Source organism: Dyadobacter koreensis (assembly GCF_900108855.1).
In the GTDB taxonomy this organism is placed as follows: Bacteria; Bacteroidota; Bacteroidia; order Cytophagales; family Spirosomataceae; genus Dyadobacter; species Dyadobacter koreensis.
The window spans coordinates 500,248-520,065 of record NZ_FNXY01000006.1 but is presented as its reverse complement, the minus strand read 5'-3'; the positions used below and the strand labels follow the sequence as shown (position 1 = coordinate 520,065).

Sequence of the window (19,818 nt, the reverse complement as noted above, 5' to 3'; positions counted from 1 at the left end):
GCGGTATAAAAGTTCCGGAATTCTTGAATTTCCGTTCTAATTAAGATAAAAATTCACACCAGGAAATCCCTTCAGCGTTTTAAATAACTCATTCGTCGGCGATACGCGGTAACTTCTAAGTGCCATTTCGACTTCAAGGTGACTTTCCGGATCTTTAACTGTCATATTCACAGGACATTGACCAGGATTATTACTAAATGTGTCACTTAACAGTTCTATAAATTCCGCATCGATCTGGTCTAGCGTCAGGCTAATTTTTATTTTTTTGCACATCTTATCCCGGATTTCGGTCAGTAACTGAATAGAAGAAATTTTAAATTCAAACTGATCTTCTTGCTTCCATCGATTTTGAATTTTACCTTTTATATATAAAAAGCGGCCGATTTCAAGGTAGTTCTTAAACCTTACACAATCTTCGCCTCCAAGCAGCATTTCAACAGAACCCTTATAATCTTCTATTTTGAAAATAATAAAAGGGTTTCCGTTTTTCGACATCCGCTCCATAACACTTGTCACAATTCCACCGACGCTGATATCCTTTCCAAAATGTTTCGGCGCTCGTTCACCTTCGGGAATCACCATCAGTTCATCCAGTGTACCGTTGCAGAAATTATCGAGCTCTATTCTGAAAGTATCCAGCGGATGGCCAGAAATGTAGAACCCTACCACCTCCTGCTCGTAACGCAATTTAGCCAAATCATCCCAAGGCTGAACATCGGCTGGTTTTGGTTTCACCATCAAAGCTTCGTTTCCGCCAAAAGCTCCGAATAACGATGACTGGGCAGATGCTTTTTCTGCATGATAATTATTTGCGTAACGAATCAGACGCTCAATAAATGTTCCAACATCACCGCCCGCTTCCGAGGTAAAATATTGTGCACGATGATATTCTTCAAAGCAATCGAACCCACCCGCGTAAGCAAGACTTTCCAGCGTTTTCTTATTTACAGTCCTTAAATTTACCCGAATAATAAAATCAAAAATATCTTTAAACGGCCCGTTTGCGTCACGTTCTTCAATGATCGATTCAACCGCAGCGTCCCCACTCCCTTTTACGCCGGCAAGTCCAAACCGAATTTCTCCGCGCCCCGTGGCATTAAACTGACGATCCGATTCATTGATATCCGGACCGAGAACCGTAATGCCGAGATTTTTACATTCTTCCATGAAGAAGGTAATTTTTTCAATGTTACCCAGCGAACTTGTCAATACCGCAGACATGTACTCAGCCGCATAATGTGCTTTAAGATACGCCGTTTGGTATGCAACAAAAGCATAACAAGTTGAGTGAGATTTGTTGAACGCATAGGATGCAAAAGCTTCCCAGTCAGTCCAGATCTTTTCAAGTTTTTTTAGGTCAAGGCCTTTTTCTTCCCCACCTTTCATGAAATACCCCTTCATCTTGTTCAGGGTTTCGATCTGCTTTTTACCCATCGCCTTACGCAAGGTATCGGCCTGTCCCTTGGTAAATCCGCCCAGTTTCTGGGACAAAAGCATTACCTGTTCCTGATAAACCGTAATACCATAAGTATCTGCCAGATATTCTTCCAGTTCAGGCAAATCGTAAGTAATTTCCTCCTGTCCATTTTTCCGGCGAATAAAGTTTGGGATATAGGCGATTGGCCCCGGACGATACAAAGCGTTCATTGCGATAAGGTGCTCGAAGCGATCCGGTATAAGATCCCGCATATGCTTTTTCATACCGTCGGATTCGAACTGGAAAATTGCGTTGGTATCACCTCTCTGGAAAAGTTCGAATACCTTCGGATCATCCAGCGGCACATCATCAATGATGATTTCCACACCATGATTCCGTTTGATCAGACGAAGCGCTTCCTTGATAATCGTCAGGTTTCGCAGACCCAAAAAGTCCATTTTAATTACACCGGCATCTTCAATGATTTTTCCCTGATATTGGGTTATCAAAAAGTCGGAATCTTTTGAAGTACTCACCGGAATAATTTCCGTCAAGTCACTTGGCGCAATGATAATTCCCGCAGCGTGGATACCTGTATTCCTAACGGTCCCTTCCAGCCTTCGGGCCTCCTGCAAAACGCTTGCCTGAAGATCATTACCTGAAATAATGGCACGCATCTTCTTCACATTATCCAGCTCTTCCGGCGCAATTCCTTCTTTCTTTGTCAAGCTTCCTTCACCTTCCAGTGGCGCAGAGAAAATTCTCGACAAAGTCATGTTATAGGCAGGCTTATCGGGCACAAGTTTAGCAAGCATATTGGCATCCTGCAGGGGAAGATCCATCACACGCGCAACATCCTTGATCGCAGATTTAGCCGCCATTGTGCCATAGGTCACAATCTGCGCAACCTGGTTATAACCATATTTCTTAACTACATAATCAATCACTTTCTGCCGGCCTTCGTCATCGAAATCGGTATCAATATCGGGAAGTGAAATACGGTCAGGGTTCAGGAAACGCTCAAAAAGAAGGTCATATTTAATCGGGTCTATATTAGTAATCCCGGTACAATAAGCAACGACCGAACCGGCCGCCGACCCGCGTCCCGGACCAATAAATACGCCCATCTTACGCCCGGCATCTATGAAGTCTGCCACAATCAGGAAGTAACCCGGGAAACCCATATTTCGGATTGTGTTCAACTCGAAGTTCAGACGATCCTCAATTTCGGCTGTTATTGTACCATATTTAAATTTTGCTCCTTCAAAAGTCAGGTGGCGAAGATATTCCCACTGATTCAAAACGTCAGCTGTCAGCTCCTTGTTACCAACCATTTCAGACAGCGTATGCGTCTTGAATTCTTCCGGGATTGGAAAGTTTGGCAGTAAAATATCTTTGTTAAGATTGAGTGTTTTAATTTTGTCAACGATTTCGTTGGTATTGTCTATCGACTCTGGCAGGTCGTTAAACAACTTCATCATTTCGCTGGTATTCTTGAAATAGAATTGATCATTAAAAAATGCAAATCGGGACCCTTTCGGAATTCCTTTGTCATCATCAAAATCCTTCGCCGAAGGTGTGCTTTGTTTATCACCGGTGTTGATACAAAGCAAAATATCATGGGCATTCCAGTCTTCCTGATCAACATAATGCGAGTCATTGGAAGCGATAATCTTGACATTATATTTTCGTGCAAAACGAATCAGGACTTCGTTTACGATGTACTGGTCACGGATTTCGTGGCGTTGTAATTCAACATAAAAATCGTCTCCGAAAAGATCCAGCCACCATTTAAATTCTTTTTCAGCTTCTGCTTCTCCCTTCCGAATAATCGTTTTAGGAATAATCGCACCAATACAACAAGTTGTCGCGATAAGTCCCTTATGATACTTTACAATAAGCTCCTTATCGATACGCGGATACTTCCCATACATCCCCTCGATAAATCCGAGCGAGCACATTTTAACAAGATTTTTATATCCGATCTCATCTTTTGCCAAAAGCAGCTGATGGTGGCGAACATCTTTTTTCTCTTTTGTAAACTGCCGGATATGGCGGTCTTCCACCACATAAAACTCGCAGCCGACAATCGGTTTTATACCTTGCTTATTACCTTCCGCCACAAACTCGAAAACACCAAACATGTTTCCGTGATCGGTGATGGCAACGGCCGGCATATTATCTTCCTTCGCCTTTTTAAAAAGCTTTTTGATATCAGCAGCGCCGTCGAGAAGTGAAAACTGGGTGTGGCAGTGTAAGTGGGAAAATTGCATATTTTTTATTTGAAGATTCGCTCAAGTCAATCAATCACTAATTCTATCATTCAATCTTTACAACTGAATATCCTCGGCTTCCGGATTGGCATCGTACAATATATAATTCATAAAATCGGTATAAGGTTTCAGCAATTTCATTCCTTTAACAATAGAATCCGCGAAACCCTTCGAGGTCACATCTTTATCAGAAAACCGATGTATAAAAAATAGTTGTTTTCTTCGCAGCAATTCAATTTCCGGATGATCTTTCGGATAACCTTTGGGAGCCGTTTTTAAAGATTCACCGGAGATTTCAGGATAATATTCACGAAACTCCTTGTCATTGATAATGCTTTTTAATTCGTCAGCATTATAATCCACCTCCTGACGATATTTAGCCAATTGTTCCGCTGTCGCATCCCACATTCCGCCGCCCAAAAATGACTGTCCGCCTGGCTGAATGTGGAGATAATAATCAACACGGCCAGAACTCCTTCCGCCCGGACCAATACCGGCACTTAAATTACTTTTGTATGGATCTTTATTTTTTGAAAAACGGACGTCACGGTTAATTCTGAAAATGCAATCTTTCACTTGAAGGTTTCCCAAATCGTGGAATTTACCAACTTCTGTAATCAGGGTACCGACTAATTTTTCGAGATCTGCTTTGGAGTCGTCATATCGATTTCTGTTTTCAAGAAACCATTCCCTATTGTTATTTTGAACTAAGTCAGTCAGAAATTTCAGTGTTGATGATTGAAGCATAAAATATATTCTGAGATAAGAATCTGTTTTTCAGGTTTTGTAAACCTGAAACAATTTACAAATATCAAATTTACCACGTTTTTCTGAATCAATTTAACGAATTTTACGAATTGAAGTAACGAAGTTTCTTTAAAACTCATAATCAACTGAAAATTATGAACCTTCAATTTTGTTAAATGAAAAGGGTGAAAAGACAGCTGGCGTGATACCGATTGAATATTGGAATAAGATCAAAAAACAACTTGAAATCGAAGCTCAAGAAGCTTCGGTTATGTCACACACACACCGAAGAGCACAGATCAGAAAAACAAGCACTAAAATTTGTAAGAACCCTTAACAACACGATATAAGAAATTGCCAATTTACCGTATTTTGAGGCATCAGCTTCAAATTCTTCTATTCGAAAAGGTTTCTTAAACAAACGGTGCTCCCTTTTTTACCAGATTGAAAATGATGTAGTCATACTACTCCAATTCTGGGATAATCGCCGAAAACCACGTTTGTAATTTAATACAAGTAAATTAGTTAATTAAATAAATGGCCAGAATTCTTACCGGGATACAAAGTAGCGGACTGCCTCATTTGGGAAACCTTTTGGGCGCAATCCAGCCCGCTGTCGAACTATCCAGAAATCCAGACAACGAATCATTTCTATTTATCGCGGATCTTCATTCGCTGACCACTCTGAAAAACGGCGCCGAGCGTGAGTTATATGTTCGCTCCATTGCGTCAACCTGGCTTGCTTTTGGGTTTGATACTGACAAAAATGTTTTCTGGAGACAATCCCGGGTTCAGGAACATGCAGAACTTTCCTGGTATCTGAGCTGCTTCACGCCTTTCCCGATGCTGCAAAATGCAACTTCTTTCAAGGACAAATCTGAAAAACTTGCAGATGTTAATGCCGGATTATTTACTTATCCTGTGTTGATGTCAGCCGATATTTTGCTTTACGATGCCAATATTATTCCAGTTGGGAAAGATCAAAAACAGCATCTTGAAATGGCCAGGGACATTGCCTCACGATTTAATCAGCTTGCGGGCGAAGATGTATTGATTCTTCCTGAGGCAAGAATCGATGAAAAAATGATGACGATTCCCGGAATCGATGGGCAGAAAATGAGTAAATCTTACAATAACTACATCAATATTTTTCTTCCGGAAAATGAATTGAAAAAAGTTATAAAAAAGATCGTTTCTGATTCGACACCTCTGGAAGAACCGAAGGATCCTGAAACTGATATTACGTTTAAACTATATTCGCTGCTGGCATCGGATGCAGAAATTGATACCATGCGCCAGAATTATCTGAACGGTGGTTACGGGTATGGCCATGCTAAACAGGCACTGTTGGAAGTAATCCTTGACAGGTATGCTGAGCCTCGTCGCCTTTATAATTACTACATGAACAATAATGACGAACTGGAAGGTATTCTAAAAGCTGGCGAAGAAAAAGCGCGTGTGATCGCCCGTCGGACAATTTCCAAAGTCCGCCGTGTTCTCGGATTTGGATCATGACCACAGCAATTGACATAGTCATTCATGGCGACCAGGATTTATTTCTGTGGTTAAATGGAAAACATACGCCCTGGATTGATACGATTATGTGCTGGGGAACGTTTAAATTTACGTGGATTCCCATGTACATTGTTCTGCTTTTTCTAACGGTCAGGGCAGAGAAATTCAGATCTATTGCCATTATTGCAACCGTTCTTGCTGCTGTAATCCTTGCAGATAAAGTTACATCTGGCCTGATGAAACCTTATTTTATGCGTTTCAGGCCTTGTCATGAACCATTACTTTCAGGACTAGTTCATAATGTCGGAGGCTGCGGAGGACTCTATGGATTTGCATCTGCACACGCCGCAACAAGCTTTTCGTTGGCCATTGTGTGGTTCCAACTCACTAAGAATAAGATCAATAATATGGGCTGGCTGTTTGCATGGGCAGCATTTTACTCATATAGCCGGGTTTATGTGGGCGTACATTATCCTGGTGATATTCTCGTCGGAGCCCTGGTTGGTCTTATTGTTGGGTGGATATGTGTTCAACTTTATTTAATATTTTTAAAGAAATACTATCCTAATTAATTGATTTTTATTAATTTTGCGCAAATTTTAGTTTGGCCATGGGCTCTTTTAATACAGTAAAAATATTTTCAGGAAGTCAGTCAGAATACCTGGCAAAAGACATTGCACGGTATTATGGCAAAGAGCTGGGAGGCTATACACTTCGCAAGTTCAGCGATGGCGAATTATCTCCAAGCTTTGAAGAATCGGTACGCGGTTGTGACGTATTCCTGATTCAGTCAACTTTCCCACCGGCCGACAATCTGCTTGAACTGCTTTTGATGGTAGATGCAGCGAGACGTGCCTCCGCACATTACGTAACGGTTGTTATTCCCTATTTTGGATATGCACGTCAGGACAGAAAGGATAAGCCACGCGTTGCTATCGCAGCGAAAGTGGTTGCCAATTTGTTGACATCTGTGGGCGTAGACCGACTAATGACCGTTGACCTTCATGCAGGGCAAATTCAGGGTTTTTTCGATTTACCCGTTGATCACCTGGAAGGAACTTCGATTTTTGTTCCTTACATCAAGTCATTGGGTTTAAAAAATCTTTTAATTGCCTCACCTGATATGGGTGGTGCTGCAAGAGCTCGTAATTTCGCCAAGTTTTTGAATGTGGATATGATCCTTTGTGACAAACACAGAAAAAGAGCTAATGAAATTGCCAGTATGCAGGTCATTGGCGAGGTAGAGGGAATGGATGTAGTTTTGGTGGACGACCTTATTGATACCGGCGGAACGTTGTGCAAGGCAGCTGAAATTATCATGGGTAAAGGTGCAAATTCGGTAAGAGCCATTAGTACACACCCGATCATGTCCGGAAAGGCGCACGAAAATATTGCCAATTCTGTTCTTGAGGAATTAATTGTTACAGATACGATCCCTCTGAAGCAACAGAATGATAAAATACGCGTATTGTCAGTTGCGGAGTTGTTCGCAAAAGCAATCGGACGTATCAGAGATCATGAATCTATTAGTTCATTGTTTATAAATTATCAGTAAATTTTATTTTTTTTAACTTTAATTATTATTCTTATGAAAGCGCATGAGATTGTAGGGTTTAAAAGAGCGAATCTCGGTAAGGTGGAAGCTCAGGAGTTACGTGCTCAGGGTTATGTACCATCTGTACTGTATGGTGGAAACGAACAAGTGCATTTCTATGCACCTGCTATGTTGTTCCGCACATTGCTTTTCACACCGGATGTATTTAATGTAACCTTGAATATCGAGGGAACTATATATAATGCCATTTTGCAGGAAAAACAATTCCACCCTGTAAATGATATGTTGTTACACGCAGATTTCCTTCAGATCATTGATGGCAAGGAAATTAAAGTTGACGTACCTGTGAAATTGACGGGCGCATCTTCTGGTGTAATGAAAGGTGGTAAAATGAACCAAAAATTGCGTAAATTGCGCGTACAAGGTTTGGCAGAAAATATTCCTGATTATGTAGAAGTTGATGTAACTGAACTCGATCTTGGAAAATCTGTTAAGGTTGGAGCTATCAAGCCGGAAGGATTTGTTATCCTTACAGCGATTAGCAACCCGATTGCCTCAGTTGAAATCCCACGTGCACTTCGCGGTACTTTGGGTAAATAATAAGTATTTTATTTTTCATGGCTAATAGATGCAAACGTGCCGACCTTTGGTCGGCATATTTGTTATCCAGGCAATTTCTTTTTTAACTTAACGGGACAAATAATTAATCATAGTTCTCCGATGGATAAGCTTTTCAATGTGGACTGGCATTCGATGTTTATTCCCAGCCTCTCGCTGCTTGAAATATTCTTGCGGGGAACGCTGACATATTGGGTCATTTATTTGTGTATGCGACTTTTCCGCCGCGGAACCGGGCAATTAAGTATCGCAGATTTATTACTGATCACTATGATTTCCGATGCGGCACAAAATGCAATGGCCGGAACCTATAATTCGATCAGCGAGGGAGCTGTCCTGATCCTGACCCTGCTTTTCTGGGATTATGCGATCGACTGGATGGGATACAAAAAAGTGATCTTTGGAAAGTTCGCCAAACCTGATCCGGTATTACTTGTACGAAATGGTAGGTTACTTCATAAAAATATGGAAAAGGAGCTCATCGACGAAGAAGAGCTGACTGCGCTGCTGCGGGAAAAGGATGTAGATGATTATAAAAAAGTAAAAACCTGCTACCTCGAGGCAACAGGTAATATTAGTGTCATCCTGAAAGAATAGTTACGCTACAATCAGCCAGTCTTTTATCTGGCGAAGCAAAACTTCATTTATCCGAACATAACTTTCATGAGTCCACCCACCGATATGGGGAGTTAGAACAACCCGATTTGATTGGGACAGGTAATCGAAGACAGCTTGCTGCGGGTCAGAAAGCGTTTTAAGTTTTTCATTTTCGAGGACATCGAGGCATGCTCCAATTATTTTTCCCGATTTCAAACCTTCTACAACAGCCGTAAGATCTGCCACTTTCCCTCTCGATAGATTCATCAAGTAGAAAGGTTTTGAAAAATCTTCAATAAATTTTTGATTGATCAGATATTTTGTTTCATCCGTTAATGGTATATGGAGACTTAAAATATCAGCTTTCTGCATGATCTGCTCCAGCGAAGCTTCCTGCGCATACTCATCACCATAATCTTCACGGTATTTATCGTAAGCCAACACCTTGCACCCGAATCCGCTAAGCCTTTTCGCGGTTGCTCCGCCGTTATTTCCATAACCGATCAGGCCAACCGTTTTTTTCATCAGTTCCACTCCTCTGTTGCCTTCTCTGTCCCATACACCGCCTCTGACTTCTTTATCTGCTTTTACAATATTCGCTAACAAACCCAGCAGCATACCGAGCATATGTTCAGCGACTGCGTCTCTGTTTCCTTCTCCTGCATGAAATACTTCCACGCCGCGCTGTTTGGCTACTTCCAGATCAATCAGGTCCAGCCCTGCGCCTGCCCGGGCGATAAAACGCAATTGCGGAGCGTTCTCCATAACTTCCTGATCCACAAAGGTTTTACTTCTGATAAACAGCCCTTCGAATCCGGGTAGCGCCTGGATAATATCATCTCTTTTATATTCCGGATGATAGGCATATTCCCAGCCTTGTGACTCTAACATGGAAAAAAGAGAAGGATGCATCGAGTCTGCTATCAGGATTTTCATAGGAGCAATGGATTTTTTGTAACTTGCCGATTGATTAGTTTTAACAAAAGTAATCAGAAATACAGACAAGGGGTGCCAAAAAGCAATATTCAGAGGCAATTTGATAGTTTAAACTACCTAAACCGGGACAAAATTATTAATATCAGTACCTTGCGAAGTAATTTCAAAAAGTGAGAAATAACAATCAATACTATATCAATTAAATGAGTGAACTATCAATAGATAAACCCCTGATCGGAATTTCACTGGGCGATTACAACGGCATCGGGCCGGAAGTAATCCTGAAAGCACTGGAAGGTAATCAGTTAGCTAAATTATGCACACCAATCGTATACGGTTCTCTTCGCGTTTTGAATCAATACCGCAATCTTTTAGAAATGAAAGACTGGACTTTGCACGGTATTCAGCGCCCCGAACAGGCTAATCATAAACTTACGAATGTCATTACCTGCTGGCATGATCATCAAACGGAAATTCAACCAGGGAAGATTACGCCTGAAGCTGGGCAGGCTTCTTTATCTTCTTTGAAAAGAGCCGTTGACGATTTGAAAGCGGGGAAAATTCACGCAATCGTGACAGGGCCGATTAATAAGGACAATATCCAAAGTGCCGAATTCAAGTTTCCGGGGCATACCGAATACCTGGCAGAAGCCTTTGGAGCACAGGAAGGTTTGATGTTCATGGTTTCTGGCGATTTACGTGTAGGTGTCCTATCCGGGCATATTCCTGTAAACCAGGTGGCAGCTCAGGTAACAGCTGAAAAGTTAACTGCTAAAATCGAACAAATGCTTCAATCGCTTAAAGGTGATTTTGGTATCAAAAAACCGAGACTTGCAGTTTTAGGCCTGAATCCTCATGCCGGGGAAAATGGCCTCCTGGGAAGTGAAGAAATCGACGTGATAAACCCGGTATTGAAAACCTTTAAAGAAAAAGGAAACCTCGTATTTGGGCCTTTTCCGGCGGATGGATTCTTCGCAGCAGGAACTTATAAGCAGTATGATGCGGTTTTGGCCATGTATCATGATCAGGGACTTATCCCTTTCAAAACTTTGGCTTTCAACGAAGGAGTTAATTTTACGGCAGGCCTTTCCGCAGTGAGGACTTCTCCCGATCATGGAACGGCATATAATATCGCTGGAAAAAATCAGGCAGAACCGGGTTCACTTTTACAGGCAATTTATCTGGCCTGTGATGTTTCAAAATACAGAACAGAAAGCCAGGCCATCGATAAAAATGCACTCGTTGGAAAACCTCAGCAGTCCGAAAGTCAGCACCCCGCCAAATCAGGGAAACCAAGACATAATAATTGAATTAATAAATAAGTAGAAATACCTTCAATGGCGTATTCTTAATTTATAATTCTTCATATTTAATAAAAAAGCCCCTACATGCTTAGATCTATGACCGGCTACGGTGTAGCAAACATCGAATCCGAATCGATCAACGTCACTGTTGAAATTAAAACACTGAATTCCAAGTTTTTAGATATATACTGCCGGGTTCCGAGAAACTATTCAGAACGCGAAATAGAAATCCGCAACCTTGTAACGCAGTCGCTGGAACGCGGAAAAGTTGAGGTTTCTCTAACGGTTCAACCGGTTGGAAAAGCGATCGCAACAACTGCGGTGAATCGTCCGTTGGTGAAAGCTTATTTTTCAGATCTAGCGGAAACGGCCAATGACCTGGGCTTTTCAGGCGATTCGACAGAATTGTTAAGAATGGCTTTACAACTTCCAAATGCTTATAATACTGAATCTGTAAGTGAAACAAATCGTGAGAACGACTGGTCGCAAATCAAAGAAGCAGTTAATGAAGCCCTGAGAAAATGTACAATTTTCCGCGAGCAGGAAGGAAAAATGACCGCTGATAAATTTGTTGATTACATCGGAACAATCACTTCGCTGCTTGAAGGTGTAAAAGAACAGGACAAATTACGGATTCCCGCCGTCCGCGAGCGATTGGAAAAGCAGGTGCGGGATTTATTGTCAGATGATAACTTCGATCCAAACCGCTTCGAGCAGGAGTTGATCTATTATATTGAAAAATTTGATATTTCAGAAGAAAAAATTCGTTTGGAAAATCACCTGAACTATTTCAACGAGACACTTCAATCTCCTGAAAGCAATGGTAAAAAACTAAACTTCATTGCACAGGAAATTGGCCGTGAGATCAATACCATTGGCTCGAAAGCAAACGACTCAGGAATCCAGCGTCTGGTTGTTCAGATGAAAGACGAACTGGAAAAGATCAAAGAGCAAACCATGAACATTATCTAAATGATATCGGAGGAAAATCGGTTGCCCCTCTCCTTTTACGAAGCTTACGACACCCGTACACTAGCCCAGAAATTACTTGGCTGTGAACTCGTTCACAATAGTCCCGAAGGTTTGACCAGCGGGATTATTGTTGAAACGGAGGCTTATTTGCAGGATGATCCTGCCTGCCATGCATACCGGAAACGCACTGCGAGGACAGAACCTATGTATTCCGCAGCCGGAACAATTTACGTTTATCTTATCTACGGAATGTATCAATGCGTCAACATTGTAAGTAGAGAGGATGGCTGCGCAGAAGCTGTATTGATAAGAGCGCTGCAACCGACGGAAGGTATCGAGCTGATGGAAATGCGCCGTCGGTTTAGTAGAAAAAATTTATTACCTGGTTTTGTGCCGAAACCTGTCGCACTCCGGGAATTATGCAAAGGCCCGGGAAAACTCGTTCAGGCGATGGGGATAGACAGGTCAATCCATAACGCGCAATCTCTGGATACGAGCAGTTTATACATTCGTCCTCAAATCCTTGGCCATTTTGAGATCGAAATTTCCAAGCGAATCGGCATTACGCAAGGCGCAGACCTTCTTTACCGATATACGGTCAAAAATAATCGATTTGTTAGCAAATAGTTGGCTACATCGAATTCTATCCAAAATTTATTCTACAAAAATGGCAAAAGATATTGCTACATTTTGCCATTTTGCATTTTCATTATCTATCTTTGAGGCCTAGTAAAAAATACTCAGCGTTTTATTGAATCCAGCAATTTATTATAATGGTCTAACCTCGTGTCTTGCCATACATGCTGAATATTTCTATGGCTAAATTTTACACAATAATATTTCTTACTTTCTACTTTTTCCTGAAAGGAATTCCTGCTGGCTTTGCTGAAACCGCACGTGCTGAAAATGATCTGGCCGCTTCGAAGCATGACAAGACTTTTCCTGCCGACACCATTCTTATCAAAAAATATTATAATCTAGCACTTGCCAATCTCTATTATGATGCCGAAAAATCGCTGTTATACTCACAGCAAATTTTAAGGATCGCCCAAAAACATCAATGGAACAAAGGCAAAATGATGGCCTACGATCTTATGAGCAACTATTATGTGATTGATGGCAGCTATGATATCCTCCGTGAAGTTTCGAACGAAATACTGATTCTATCCAAAAAAACTGAGATGCCGCTTTACACGGCAAATGCGAAAAGGTTTTTAGCCGAAGCAAGTGCAGAGTACAAACAGTTTGAGGCTGCAAAAGCCAATCTTCAAAGTGCAATTGAGATTTACACCGAGCTTCGCCAGGATAGTTTGAAGGCTGTTTCTCTCGAAACACTGGGAAATTTTTATCGTGAAAAACTGGAGTATCCTGAGGCTTTGCGATATTATGACCAGGCATTTTTTGCGTATAAAAAAATAGGCTCACAATGGGGAATGGCAAGTACATTACAAAACCGTGGCTACCTCTATGTGAGAAAAGACGAACTAGACAATGCCGAAGATAATGTAAATGAGGCGCTGGATATATTTCGAAAAATGAATAACCGCTATGGGATTCTTAATGGCCTTAATGACATAGGGAATATTTATTTTTTGAAAAATGATTTCGATAATGCGATAAAAACTGAAAAAGAAGCGCTGGAACTTTCTCACCTTTATAAATCTTCGCGGCAAACAAACTGGGCACTTATTTGTTTATATAAGTCCTATAAGGCAAAAAATGATATTGAAACGGCTCTTTTTTACCTGGAAAAAGTCGATTATATCCGAAGGACCCGACATATTGAGCGCATTGCCCGAGAGTACAATATGTATAAGCTGATCTATGAAAATCAGCAGATGGATTCGGAGATACAGCAAAAAATCATCGGTGAACAAACAACAATACAAAGATTCCTGGTTGGATTTTCATGCTTGATTGTGGGATTTGCGGCTTTTCTTTGGCTAAATAATAAAAAGCTTCGCCAGAAAAATGCTGCAATTAAAGAAGCATTGATACAGGGACAAACAATTGAAAGAAAGCGCGTGGCGGCTGAATTGCACGACCATCTTGGCGGGACACTGGCATCTCTAAACTGGTATCTATACGGAATGGATAAAAAGCTTTTATCCGAAGAAGAACAAAAAACATACAACAGTGTGCATCAAATGGTCGGCGCAGCGTACCGGGAAGTACGGAGTTTGTCTCATAACCTGATGCCCATGGAATTGGAAGAGCACGGGCTGGTTATGGCGCTTCATAGGTTAGTAGGCAAACTGAATGAAAACAATTCCATACATTTTACTTTTAATATCAGCGGCCTGGAAAACAGAATGAGTAAAAAAGTTGAATTTGAACTATATAGCATCGTACTGGAGTTGACAAATAACATTCTGAAACATTCACAGGCAGACACCGCAAGTATTAATCTGGAAGAAAATATGAAAACGATTAATCTTTCTATTATCGACAACGGCTCCGGAATGAAAAGTAAGTCAAGTCATGGCGTCGGCCTTGGAAATGTTAAAAGCCGGGTTCAAAGTCTTATGGGAAAAATCAAGATTTCGACAGAGGAAAATCCAGGTACAAAAATTGAAATTGAAATTCCCAAGCCAGGTATTAAATAGGCTCTTTTTGATTCATATTTTTTAGTCCAAAAGTATACAAGACAAATAAATCTTCGCGCCGTAAACTGTATTGCTATTCACTGCGTTAGGTTTAAAGGGTGAAACATAAACCGATCTAATGAATATTTCCGAAAAAGTGCAAGAGTTTGTGACCACACTTGCACAAACAATTTCCAATCAAACTTTCGTCAGCATATCGCTTGGTAACTACAAAGGCTCCGAAGAAAATCTCAAAAATCTTTACGCCAAAAGAATATTAATCAAGAAGGAGGAAAAATTAAGCTTCACTTACCGCTACAAAACCCGGGATATTGTTAAAAACTATTCTTTTGAAGAAGGTATTAAGCTTATTCAGGATTATCTGAGCGTCGGTTTTAAAGTGGCGACGCTGTTTTCAACTGATTTTGATCTCCTTTTTGAAATTCAGAACAACGGCAAAATTATCCTTAAAAAGAAAAATCCTGCGTCCAAAGCCATTCCCTCGCTTGATCATGATAAAAATAAAAAACGACTGATCACTGCGAATGAAAAGGGTTATTTGACAGAGCTGAAAATAACAGATACTGAGGGAAATGTTTTCAAAAATGCACAGGACAAATACAGGCAGATCAATCATTACGTTGAAATACTTAGTTCACTGATCAAGGAAATCCCCGCTAAGAATTCGCTCAAAGTAGTGGATATGGGTTCAGGAAAAGGATACCTGACCTTTGCTTTATATGATTATCTTCAAAATGTTTTAAAGCTTGAAGCCAACGTGATCGGTGTTGAATTCAGGGAAGATCTTGTAACTCTTTGTAATTCGATCGCAAAAAATGCTTCTTTTTCTACACTTAATTTTGTAGAAGGAACGATAGAATCCTACGACAGCATGGGTACGGATATATTGATCGCACTTCACGCTTGCGACACGGCCACAGATGACGCCATTTATAAAGGGATTAAAGCAGAGGCAGAACTTATCGTTGTTGCACCTTGCTGCCATAAACAGATTCGACGTGAGATCGAAAAACATAAGGCGCATAACGACGTCGATTTTCTTACAAAATACGGCATATTTCTGGAGCGCCAGGCTGAAATGGTAACCGATGGCATACGGGCGATGATTCTAGAATACTCGGGTTATAAAACCAAGGTATTTGAATTTATCTCTGATGCGCACACACCGAAAAATGTTATGATTGTTGGGATAAAAAATAATAAATCAAAGCCTGACAAGGCTGTTCTTTTGAAAAAAATAAAAGATGCCAAGGCTTATTTTGGCATTGAGTATCATCATTTGGAAAGAATTCTCGGAATTTGACAGAGTGGCACGGGAATTTACATTAGTAATTGTCTTAAAGGAATTTAACTCGTTAACGAGCCCTCAAAAACTTTAAAAACGGTCTTTAATTGACGATAAAACGTTTCAAACCGACCATTTCCTAAACATGCTGCGTATATTTGCAGCTTTTTGCAGAAAACCTACCGATTTAAATATGTGGAATAAATTAGCAACTTACATAATCCGCTACCGGCTTTGGTGGGTTGCATTCGTATTGGTCTCTACGGTCTTTATGGCTTACGAGGCAAGCAAAATTGAGCTTTCTTATCAGTTTGCCCGCATTCTTCCCTCCGACGACCCCGTTGAAAAAGAATACCAGGATTTCAGGAAACTTTTTGGAGAAGATGGTAGTGTAATGGTGATCGGATGGCAGGATCCCGGTCTTTTTGAAGTAGACAAATTTCAGGACTGGTGCAAGCTTTCGCAGCAGATCAAAAATACAGCAGGTATCAAAAATGTATTATCACTTGCAAATCTCCAGAAAGTAGTTAGAAATGACAGCCTTCAACGCTTCGATTTCACTCCCGTTATTCGCGATATCCCAACAACACAAACAGAGGTCGATAGTTTAAAGAAGGAAATTCTGAACCTTCGCTTCTACGAAGGTCTGGTACTGAATTCCAAAACAAACGCCACACTTATCGTTATCACCTTTAACGATAAATCACTTAACTCCAAGCGCCGTCTTACCATCGTAAGTGATATAGAAGCGATGGCTGAGGAATTTGCCATCAAATATAAAACTGACCTTCATTATTCCGGTATGCCATATATCAGAACGGTCAACATGAAAAAGATCTCCGGAGAGATGGAGCTTTTCATGGGACTTGCTGTTCTGGTAACGCTGTTTATCCTCTGGGCATTTTTCAGATCTTTCCGGCTTACACTTCTTTCGATTGTAGTCGTTCTTATCGGCGTGGTTTTCTCGGTCGGTCTTTTACAGCTCTTCGGCTATAAAATCACTGCGCTTACAGGGCTTATCCCTCCGCTTCTCATTGTTATTGGAGTACCTAACTGTGTATTTTTTATTAACAAATACCAGGGTGAATTAAAAGCAAACCGAAGCAAAAACGACGCTATTCTGGAAATGGTGCGGCAGATCGGGTTGTCGACTTTTCTTGCAAATATCACGACAGCCATTGGTTTTGGGGTCTTTTATTTTACTAATAGTTCCCTTTTGGTAGAATTCGGTATTGTGGCAGCTATCAGCGTTATGGTGACCTATGTACTTTGCCTGCTTCTTTTGCCAATTACATTGTATTACATGGACACGCCTAAGCCAAGGCATCTAAAACATTTGGATGGAAAGTGGGCATTTGGGTTCCTTTCAAAAGTAAATTATCTGGTTCATAACCGTCGCAGGGAAATCTACATCGCCATGGTGATCATGATCATCGTTTCCGCCTATGGAATGACGAAAATTAAAGCGATCGGATATGTGGTTGACGATCTTCCAAAAAACGATCCTGTTTACACTGATCTGCGCTTTCTGGAGAAAAACTTCCATGGTGTGCTGCCTTTTGAAGTGATGATCAATACCAAAGAAAAAAATGGAGTTTTCGGGGATCAGGCAATTGCGTTATATAAAATCAAAGCGCTGCAAAATGAGCTGGCGAAGTATGAAGAATTTTCCAAACCTGTATCTGTTGTTGAAGCTTCCAAGTTTTTATATCAGGCATATCGCGGGGGAGACTCAAAATATTATGCATTACCGGGCGTGTTGGAATTATCCAAACTGACGAATTTTGTTCAGGGCCAGGAAACAGGCGCGTCGAAGCAAATCAATTCCTTTCTGAATGAAGACAAAAGTGTAACCCGGGTAAGTTTCCAAATGGCCGATATCGGTTCCGAACGCATTAAAGTTTTGATGAGCCAGATACGTCCAAAAGTTGATTCCATATTCAATCCTGCTAAATACAAGGTGAGTTTGACAGGACACAGCCTTGTGTTCCTGAAAAGTAATGATTATCTCCTGGGTAATTTATACGAAAGTTTGCTCATCGCTATCGTGCTGATCGCGATCGTTGGAATGGTTCTTTTCCGTTCAATTCCAATCATTCTTTTGTCAAAATTGCCGTGTCTGATTCCGCTTGCCCTGACAGCGGGTATCATGGGATATTTCGGAATTTATTTCAAGCCTACAACAATTCTTATCTTCAGTATCACATTCGGTATAGCCTCGGACGGGACTGTTTATTTCCTGACAAGATATCGCCAGGAGCTATATGAAAAAGGTTTGAATGCTTCTCAGGCTGTTACGAATTCTATTTTCGGAACGGGACTTAGTATGATCTATACTGCGGTAATTCTTTTCTGCGGTTTCTCTATTTTCTCAGCGTCAAGTTTTGGAGGTACCGCTGCTATGGGTGTTATGGTTTCGATCACGTTATTGGTTGCGATGTGTACAAATCTCATTTTGTTGCCTGCTTTACTTCTGACTATTTCAAAATGGCAGAAAAAAGGTGAAAAACCAGTTTGATTTTTGATAGCTTTGCGCTGAACAAAAACACTCCTATAAACGAAAATAATGAGAAAAACCTTCCTTTCCATCGCCCTGTTGGCGTTTGGCTCAACGGGCATGACATATGCTCAAACCGATTATCAGGCTGATTCAATTTTCATCCGCCAGATTTTCAATTCCGCTCTGAGCGATGGCCGTTCCTATGAATGGCTCCGTGATCTTACCCAGAAAGTCGGTCCAAGATTAAGTGGTTCTGAAGGAGCTGCAAAGGCGGTGGAGTACACCAAAGATGCGATGGTCAATGCGAAATTTGACAACGTGTTTCTGCAAAACGTAATGGTCCCTCATTGGGTGCGCGGTGCAAAGGAAAAAGCTTACATTGTTTCCGGAAAACAAAAAATCAATGTTCCGATTGCAGCGCTCGGAGGATCAGTTGCCACTCCAAAAGGCGGAACAAAAGCGAAAGTTATAGAAGTAAAAAACTTTCAGGAACTTCGCGCTTTAGGAACGGAAAAAGTTAAAGGCAAGATTGTATTCTTCAATCGTCCGATGGACCCGACCAAGCTCAATACTTTTGAGGCTTACGGAGGAGCAGTTGATCAGCGAGGTTCAGGACCCAGCGAAGCCGCGAAACTTGGCGCTGTCGGAGCGATCGTTCGCTCTATGACTACCAGGCTGGATGATATCCCTCATACCGGAAGCATGCGTTATGCCAGCGGCGCTCCTATCATTCCGGCAGCTGCCATAAGCACTAATGGCGCTGAACTTCTAAGCAAAATGGTTAAAGAAAATCCAGACACTGAAATTTTCTTCGAGCAATTTTCAGAAACGCTCTCAGACGCTCCTTCCCATAACGTGATCGGCGAATTGAAAGGATCTCAAAATCCGGCTCAATATATTGTTGTCGGAGGCCATCTCGATTCGTGGGATTTTGCCCAGGGTGCGCATGATGACGGCTCTGGTTGTGTTCAGGCGATGGAAGCTGTTCGTTTGCTGAAAGATGTGGGGTATAAACCTAAAAATACATTGCGCGCAGTGATGTATATGAACGAAGAAAACGGCTTGAAAGGCGGTGTTGCTTATGCAGATTCAGCTAAATCGAAAAATGAAAAACATATTGCCGCGATTGAATCTGACCGCGGCGGATTTACGCCGCTCGGTTTTGGGGTTGTAGGAACGGCTGCCCAGAAAGCAAAAATTGCTGCCTGGAGTAAATTGTTCGCAGCCTATGGAATCCATGAAATCGGCCCTGGTGGTGGCGGCGCGGATATTGGCCCGCTGGCTCAGCAAGGAACCGTATTATTAGGCTTGATTCCAGATTCTCAGCGTTACTTTGATTATCATCACGCATCAAACGATACATTCGATAAGGTCAGCAAACGCGAACTTGAACTTGGCGGTGCTGCAATGGCGGCGATGATGTATTTAGTTGATAAATATGGAGTAGAATAACATAAGTAAAACCAAATAAAAGAGCAGGCCGGAATCAATTG

General features: G+C 41.3%; 15 protein-coding genes. 12 read left to right on the top strand and 3 right to left on the bottom strand.

What is annotated here, in order from left to right; translation table 11 throughout:
- Window positions 1-36: 36 nt before the first annotated feature.
- Complete coding sequence (gene dnaE / locus BMY70_RS20885) at window positions 37-3,690, bottom strand: DNA polymerase III subunit alpha (protein ID WP_090338215.1); 3,654 nt, start codon at window positions 3,688-3,690, stop codon at window positions 37-39.
- A 57-nt stretch (window positions 3,691-3,747) separates the two neighbouring features.
- On the bottom strand, window positions 3,748-4,437 hold the full coding sequence (locus BMY70_RS20880; protein WP_090338214.1) for a DUF2461 domain-containing protein: 690 nt from the start codon (window positions 4,435-4,437) through the stop codon (window positions 3,748-3,750).
- 537 nt (window positions 4,438-4,974) lie between these two features.
- Here BMY70_RS20880 and trpS point away from each other — a divergent pair.
- From trpS to BMY70_RS20855, 5 genes are all read left to right on the top strand, one after another.
- Entirely contained in the window at window positions 4,975-5,952 is a 978-nt protein-coding gene (gene trpS / locus BMY70_RS20875) for a tryptophan--tRNA ligase (RefSeq protein ID WP_090338213.1), read from the top strand.
- Window positions 5,949-6,524: a phosphatase PAP2 family protein gene (locus BMY70_RS20870; protein ID WP_090338212.1), complete on the top strand. Its 576-nt coding sequence runs from the start codon at window positions 5,949-5,951 to the stop codon at window positions 6,522-6,524. The genes trpS and BMY70_RS20870 overlap by 4 nt, the downstream gene beginning before the upstream one ends.
- A gap of 38 nt (window positions 6,525-6,562) precedes the next feature.
- Entirely contained in the window at window positions 6,563-7,507 is a 945-nt protein-coding gene (locus BMY70_RS20865) for a ribose-phosphate pyrophosphokinase (protein ID WP_090338211.1), read from the top strand.
- Between the two features lie 33 nt (window positions 7,508-7,540).
- Window positions 7,541-8,107 carry a 50S ribosomal protein L25/general stress protein Ctc gene (locus BMY70_RS20860; protein WP_090338210.1) on the top strand — a complete coding sequence of 189 codons (567 nt, stop codon included), beginning with the start codon at window positions 7,541-7,543 and terminating at the stop codon, window positions 8,105-8,107.
- A 120-nt stretch (window positions 8,108-8,227) separates the two neighbouring features.
- Complete coding sequence (locus BMY70_RS20855) at window positions 8,228-8,722, top strand: DUF421 domain-containing protein (RefSeq protein WP_090338209.1); 495 nt, start codon at window positions 8,228-8,230, stop codon at window positions 8,720-8,722.
- Here the strand turns inward: BMY70_RS20855 and BMY70_RS20850 are convergent, their stop codons facing one another.
- Complete coding sequence (locus BMY70_RS20850) at window positions 8,723-9,658, bottom strand: NAD(P)-dependent oxidoreductase (RefSeq protein WP_090338347.1); 936 nt, start codon at window positions 9,656-9,658, stop codon at window positions 8,723-8,725.
- A gap of 203 nt (window positions 9,659-9,861) precedes the next feature.
- Between BMY70_RS20850 and pdxA the strand changes: the two genes are divergently transcribed.
- From pdxA to BMY70_RS20815, 7 genes are all read left to right on the top strand, one after another.
- Window positions 9,862-10,968 (top strand): 4-hydroxythreonine-4-phosphate dehydrogenase PdxA, encoded by a 1,107-nt coding sequence (pdxA, locus tag BMY70_RS20845; protein ID WP_090338208.1) that lies wholly within the window; start codon window positions 9,862-9,864, stop codon window positions 10,966-10,968.
- 78 nt (window positions 10,969-11,046) lie between these two features.
- Window positions 11,047-11,934 carry a YicC/YloC family endoribonuclease gene (locus BMY70_RS20840; protein ID WP_090338207.1) on the top strand — a complete coding sequence of 296 codons (888 nt, stop codon included), beginning with the start codon at window positions 11,047-11,049 and terminating at the stop codon, window positions 11,932-11,934.
- On the top strand, window positions 11,935-12,561 hold the full coding sequence (locus BMY70_RS20835; protein WP_090338206.1) for a DNA-3-methyladenine glycosylase: 627 nt from the start codon (window positions 11,935-11,937) through the stop codon (window positions 12,559-12,561).
- Between the two features lie 188 nt (window positions 12,562-12,749).
- Window positions 12,750-14,540, top strand: a complete 1,791-nt coding sequence (locus tag BMY70_RS20830; RefSeq protein WP_177197085.1) for a tetratricopeptide repeat-containing sensor histidine kinase — start codon at window positions 12,750-12,752, stop codon at window positions 14,538-14,540.
- A 118-nt stretch (window positions 14,541-14,658) separates the two neighbouring features.
- Window positions 14,659-15,843: a class I SAM-dependent methyltransferase gene (locus tag BMY70_RS20825; RefSeq protein WP_090338204.1), complete on the top strand. Its 1,185-nt coding sequence runs from the start codon at window positions 14,659-14,661 to the stop codon at window positions 15,841-15,843.
- 175 nt (window positions 15,844-16,018) lie between these two features.
- The gene (locus BMY70_RS20820; protein WP_090338346.1) at window positions 16,019-18,343 is read left to right on the top strand and encodes an efflux RND transporter permease subunit; all 2,325 of its coding nucleotides are present in this window, start codon (window positions 16,019-16,021) and stop codon (window positions 18,341-18,343) included.
- A gap of 48 nt (window positions 18,344-18,391) precedes the next feature.
- A complete protein-coding gene (locus BMY70_RS20815) occupies window positions 18,392-19,777 on the top strand; it encodes a M28 family peptidase (RefSeq protein ID WP_177197084.1) in 1,386 nt (461 codons plus the stop codon).
- The last annotated feature ends 41 nt before the right edge of the window (window positions 19,778-19,818 follow it).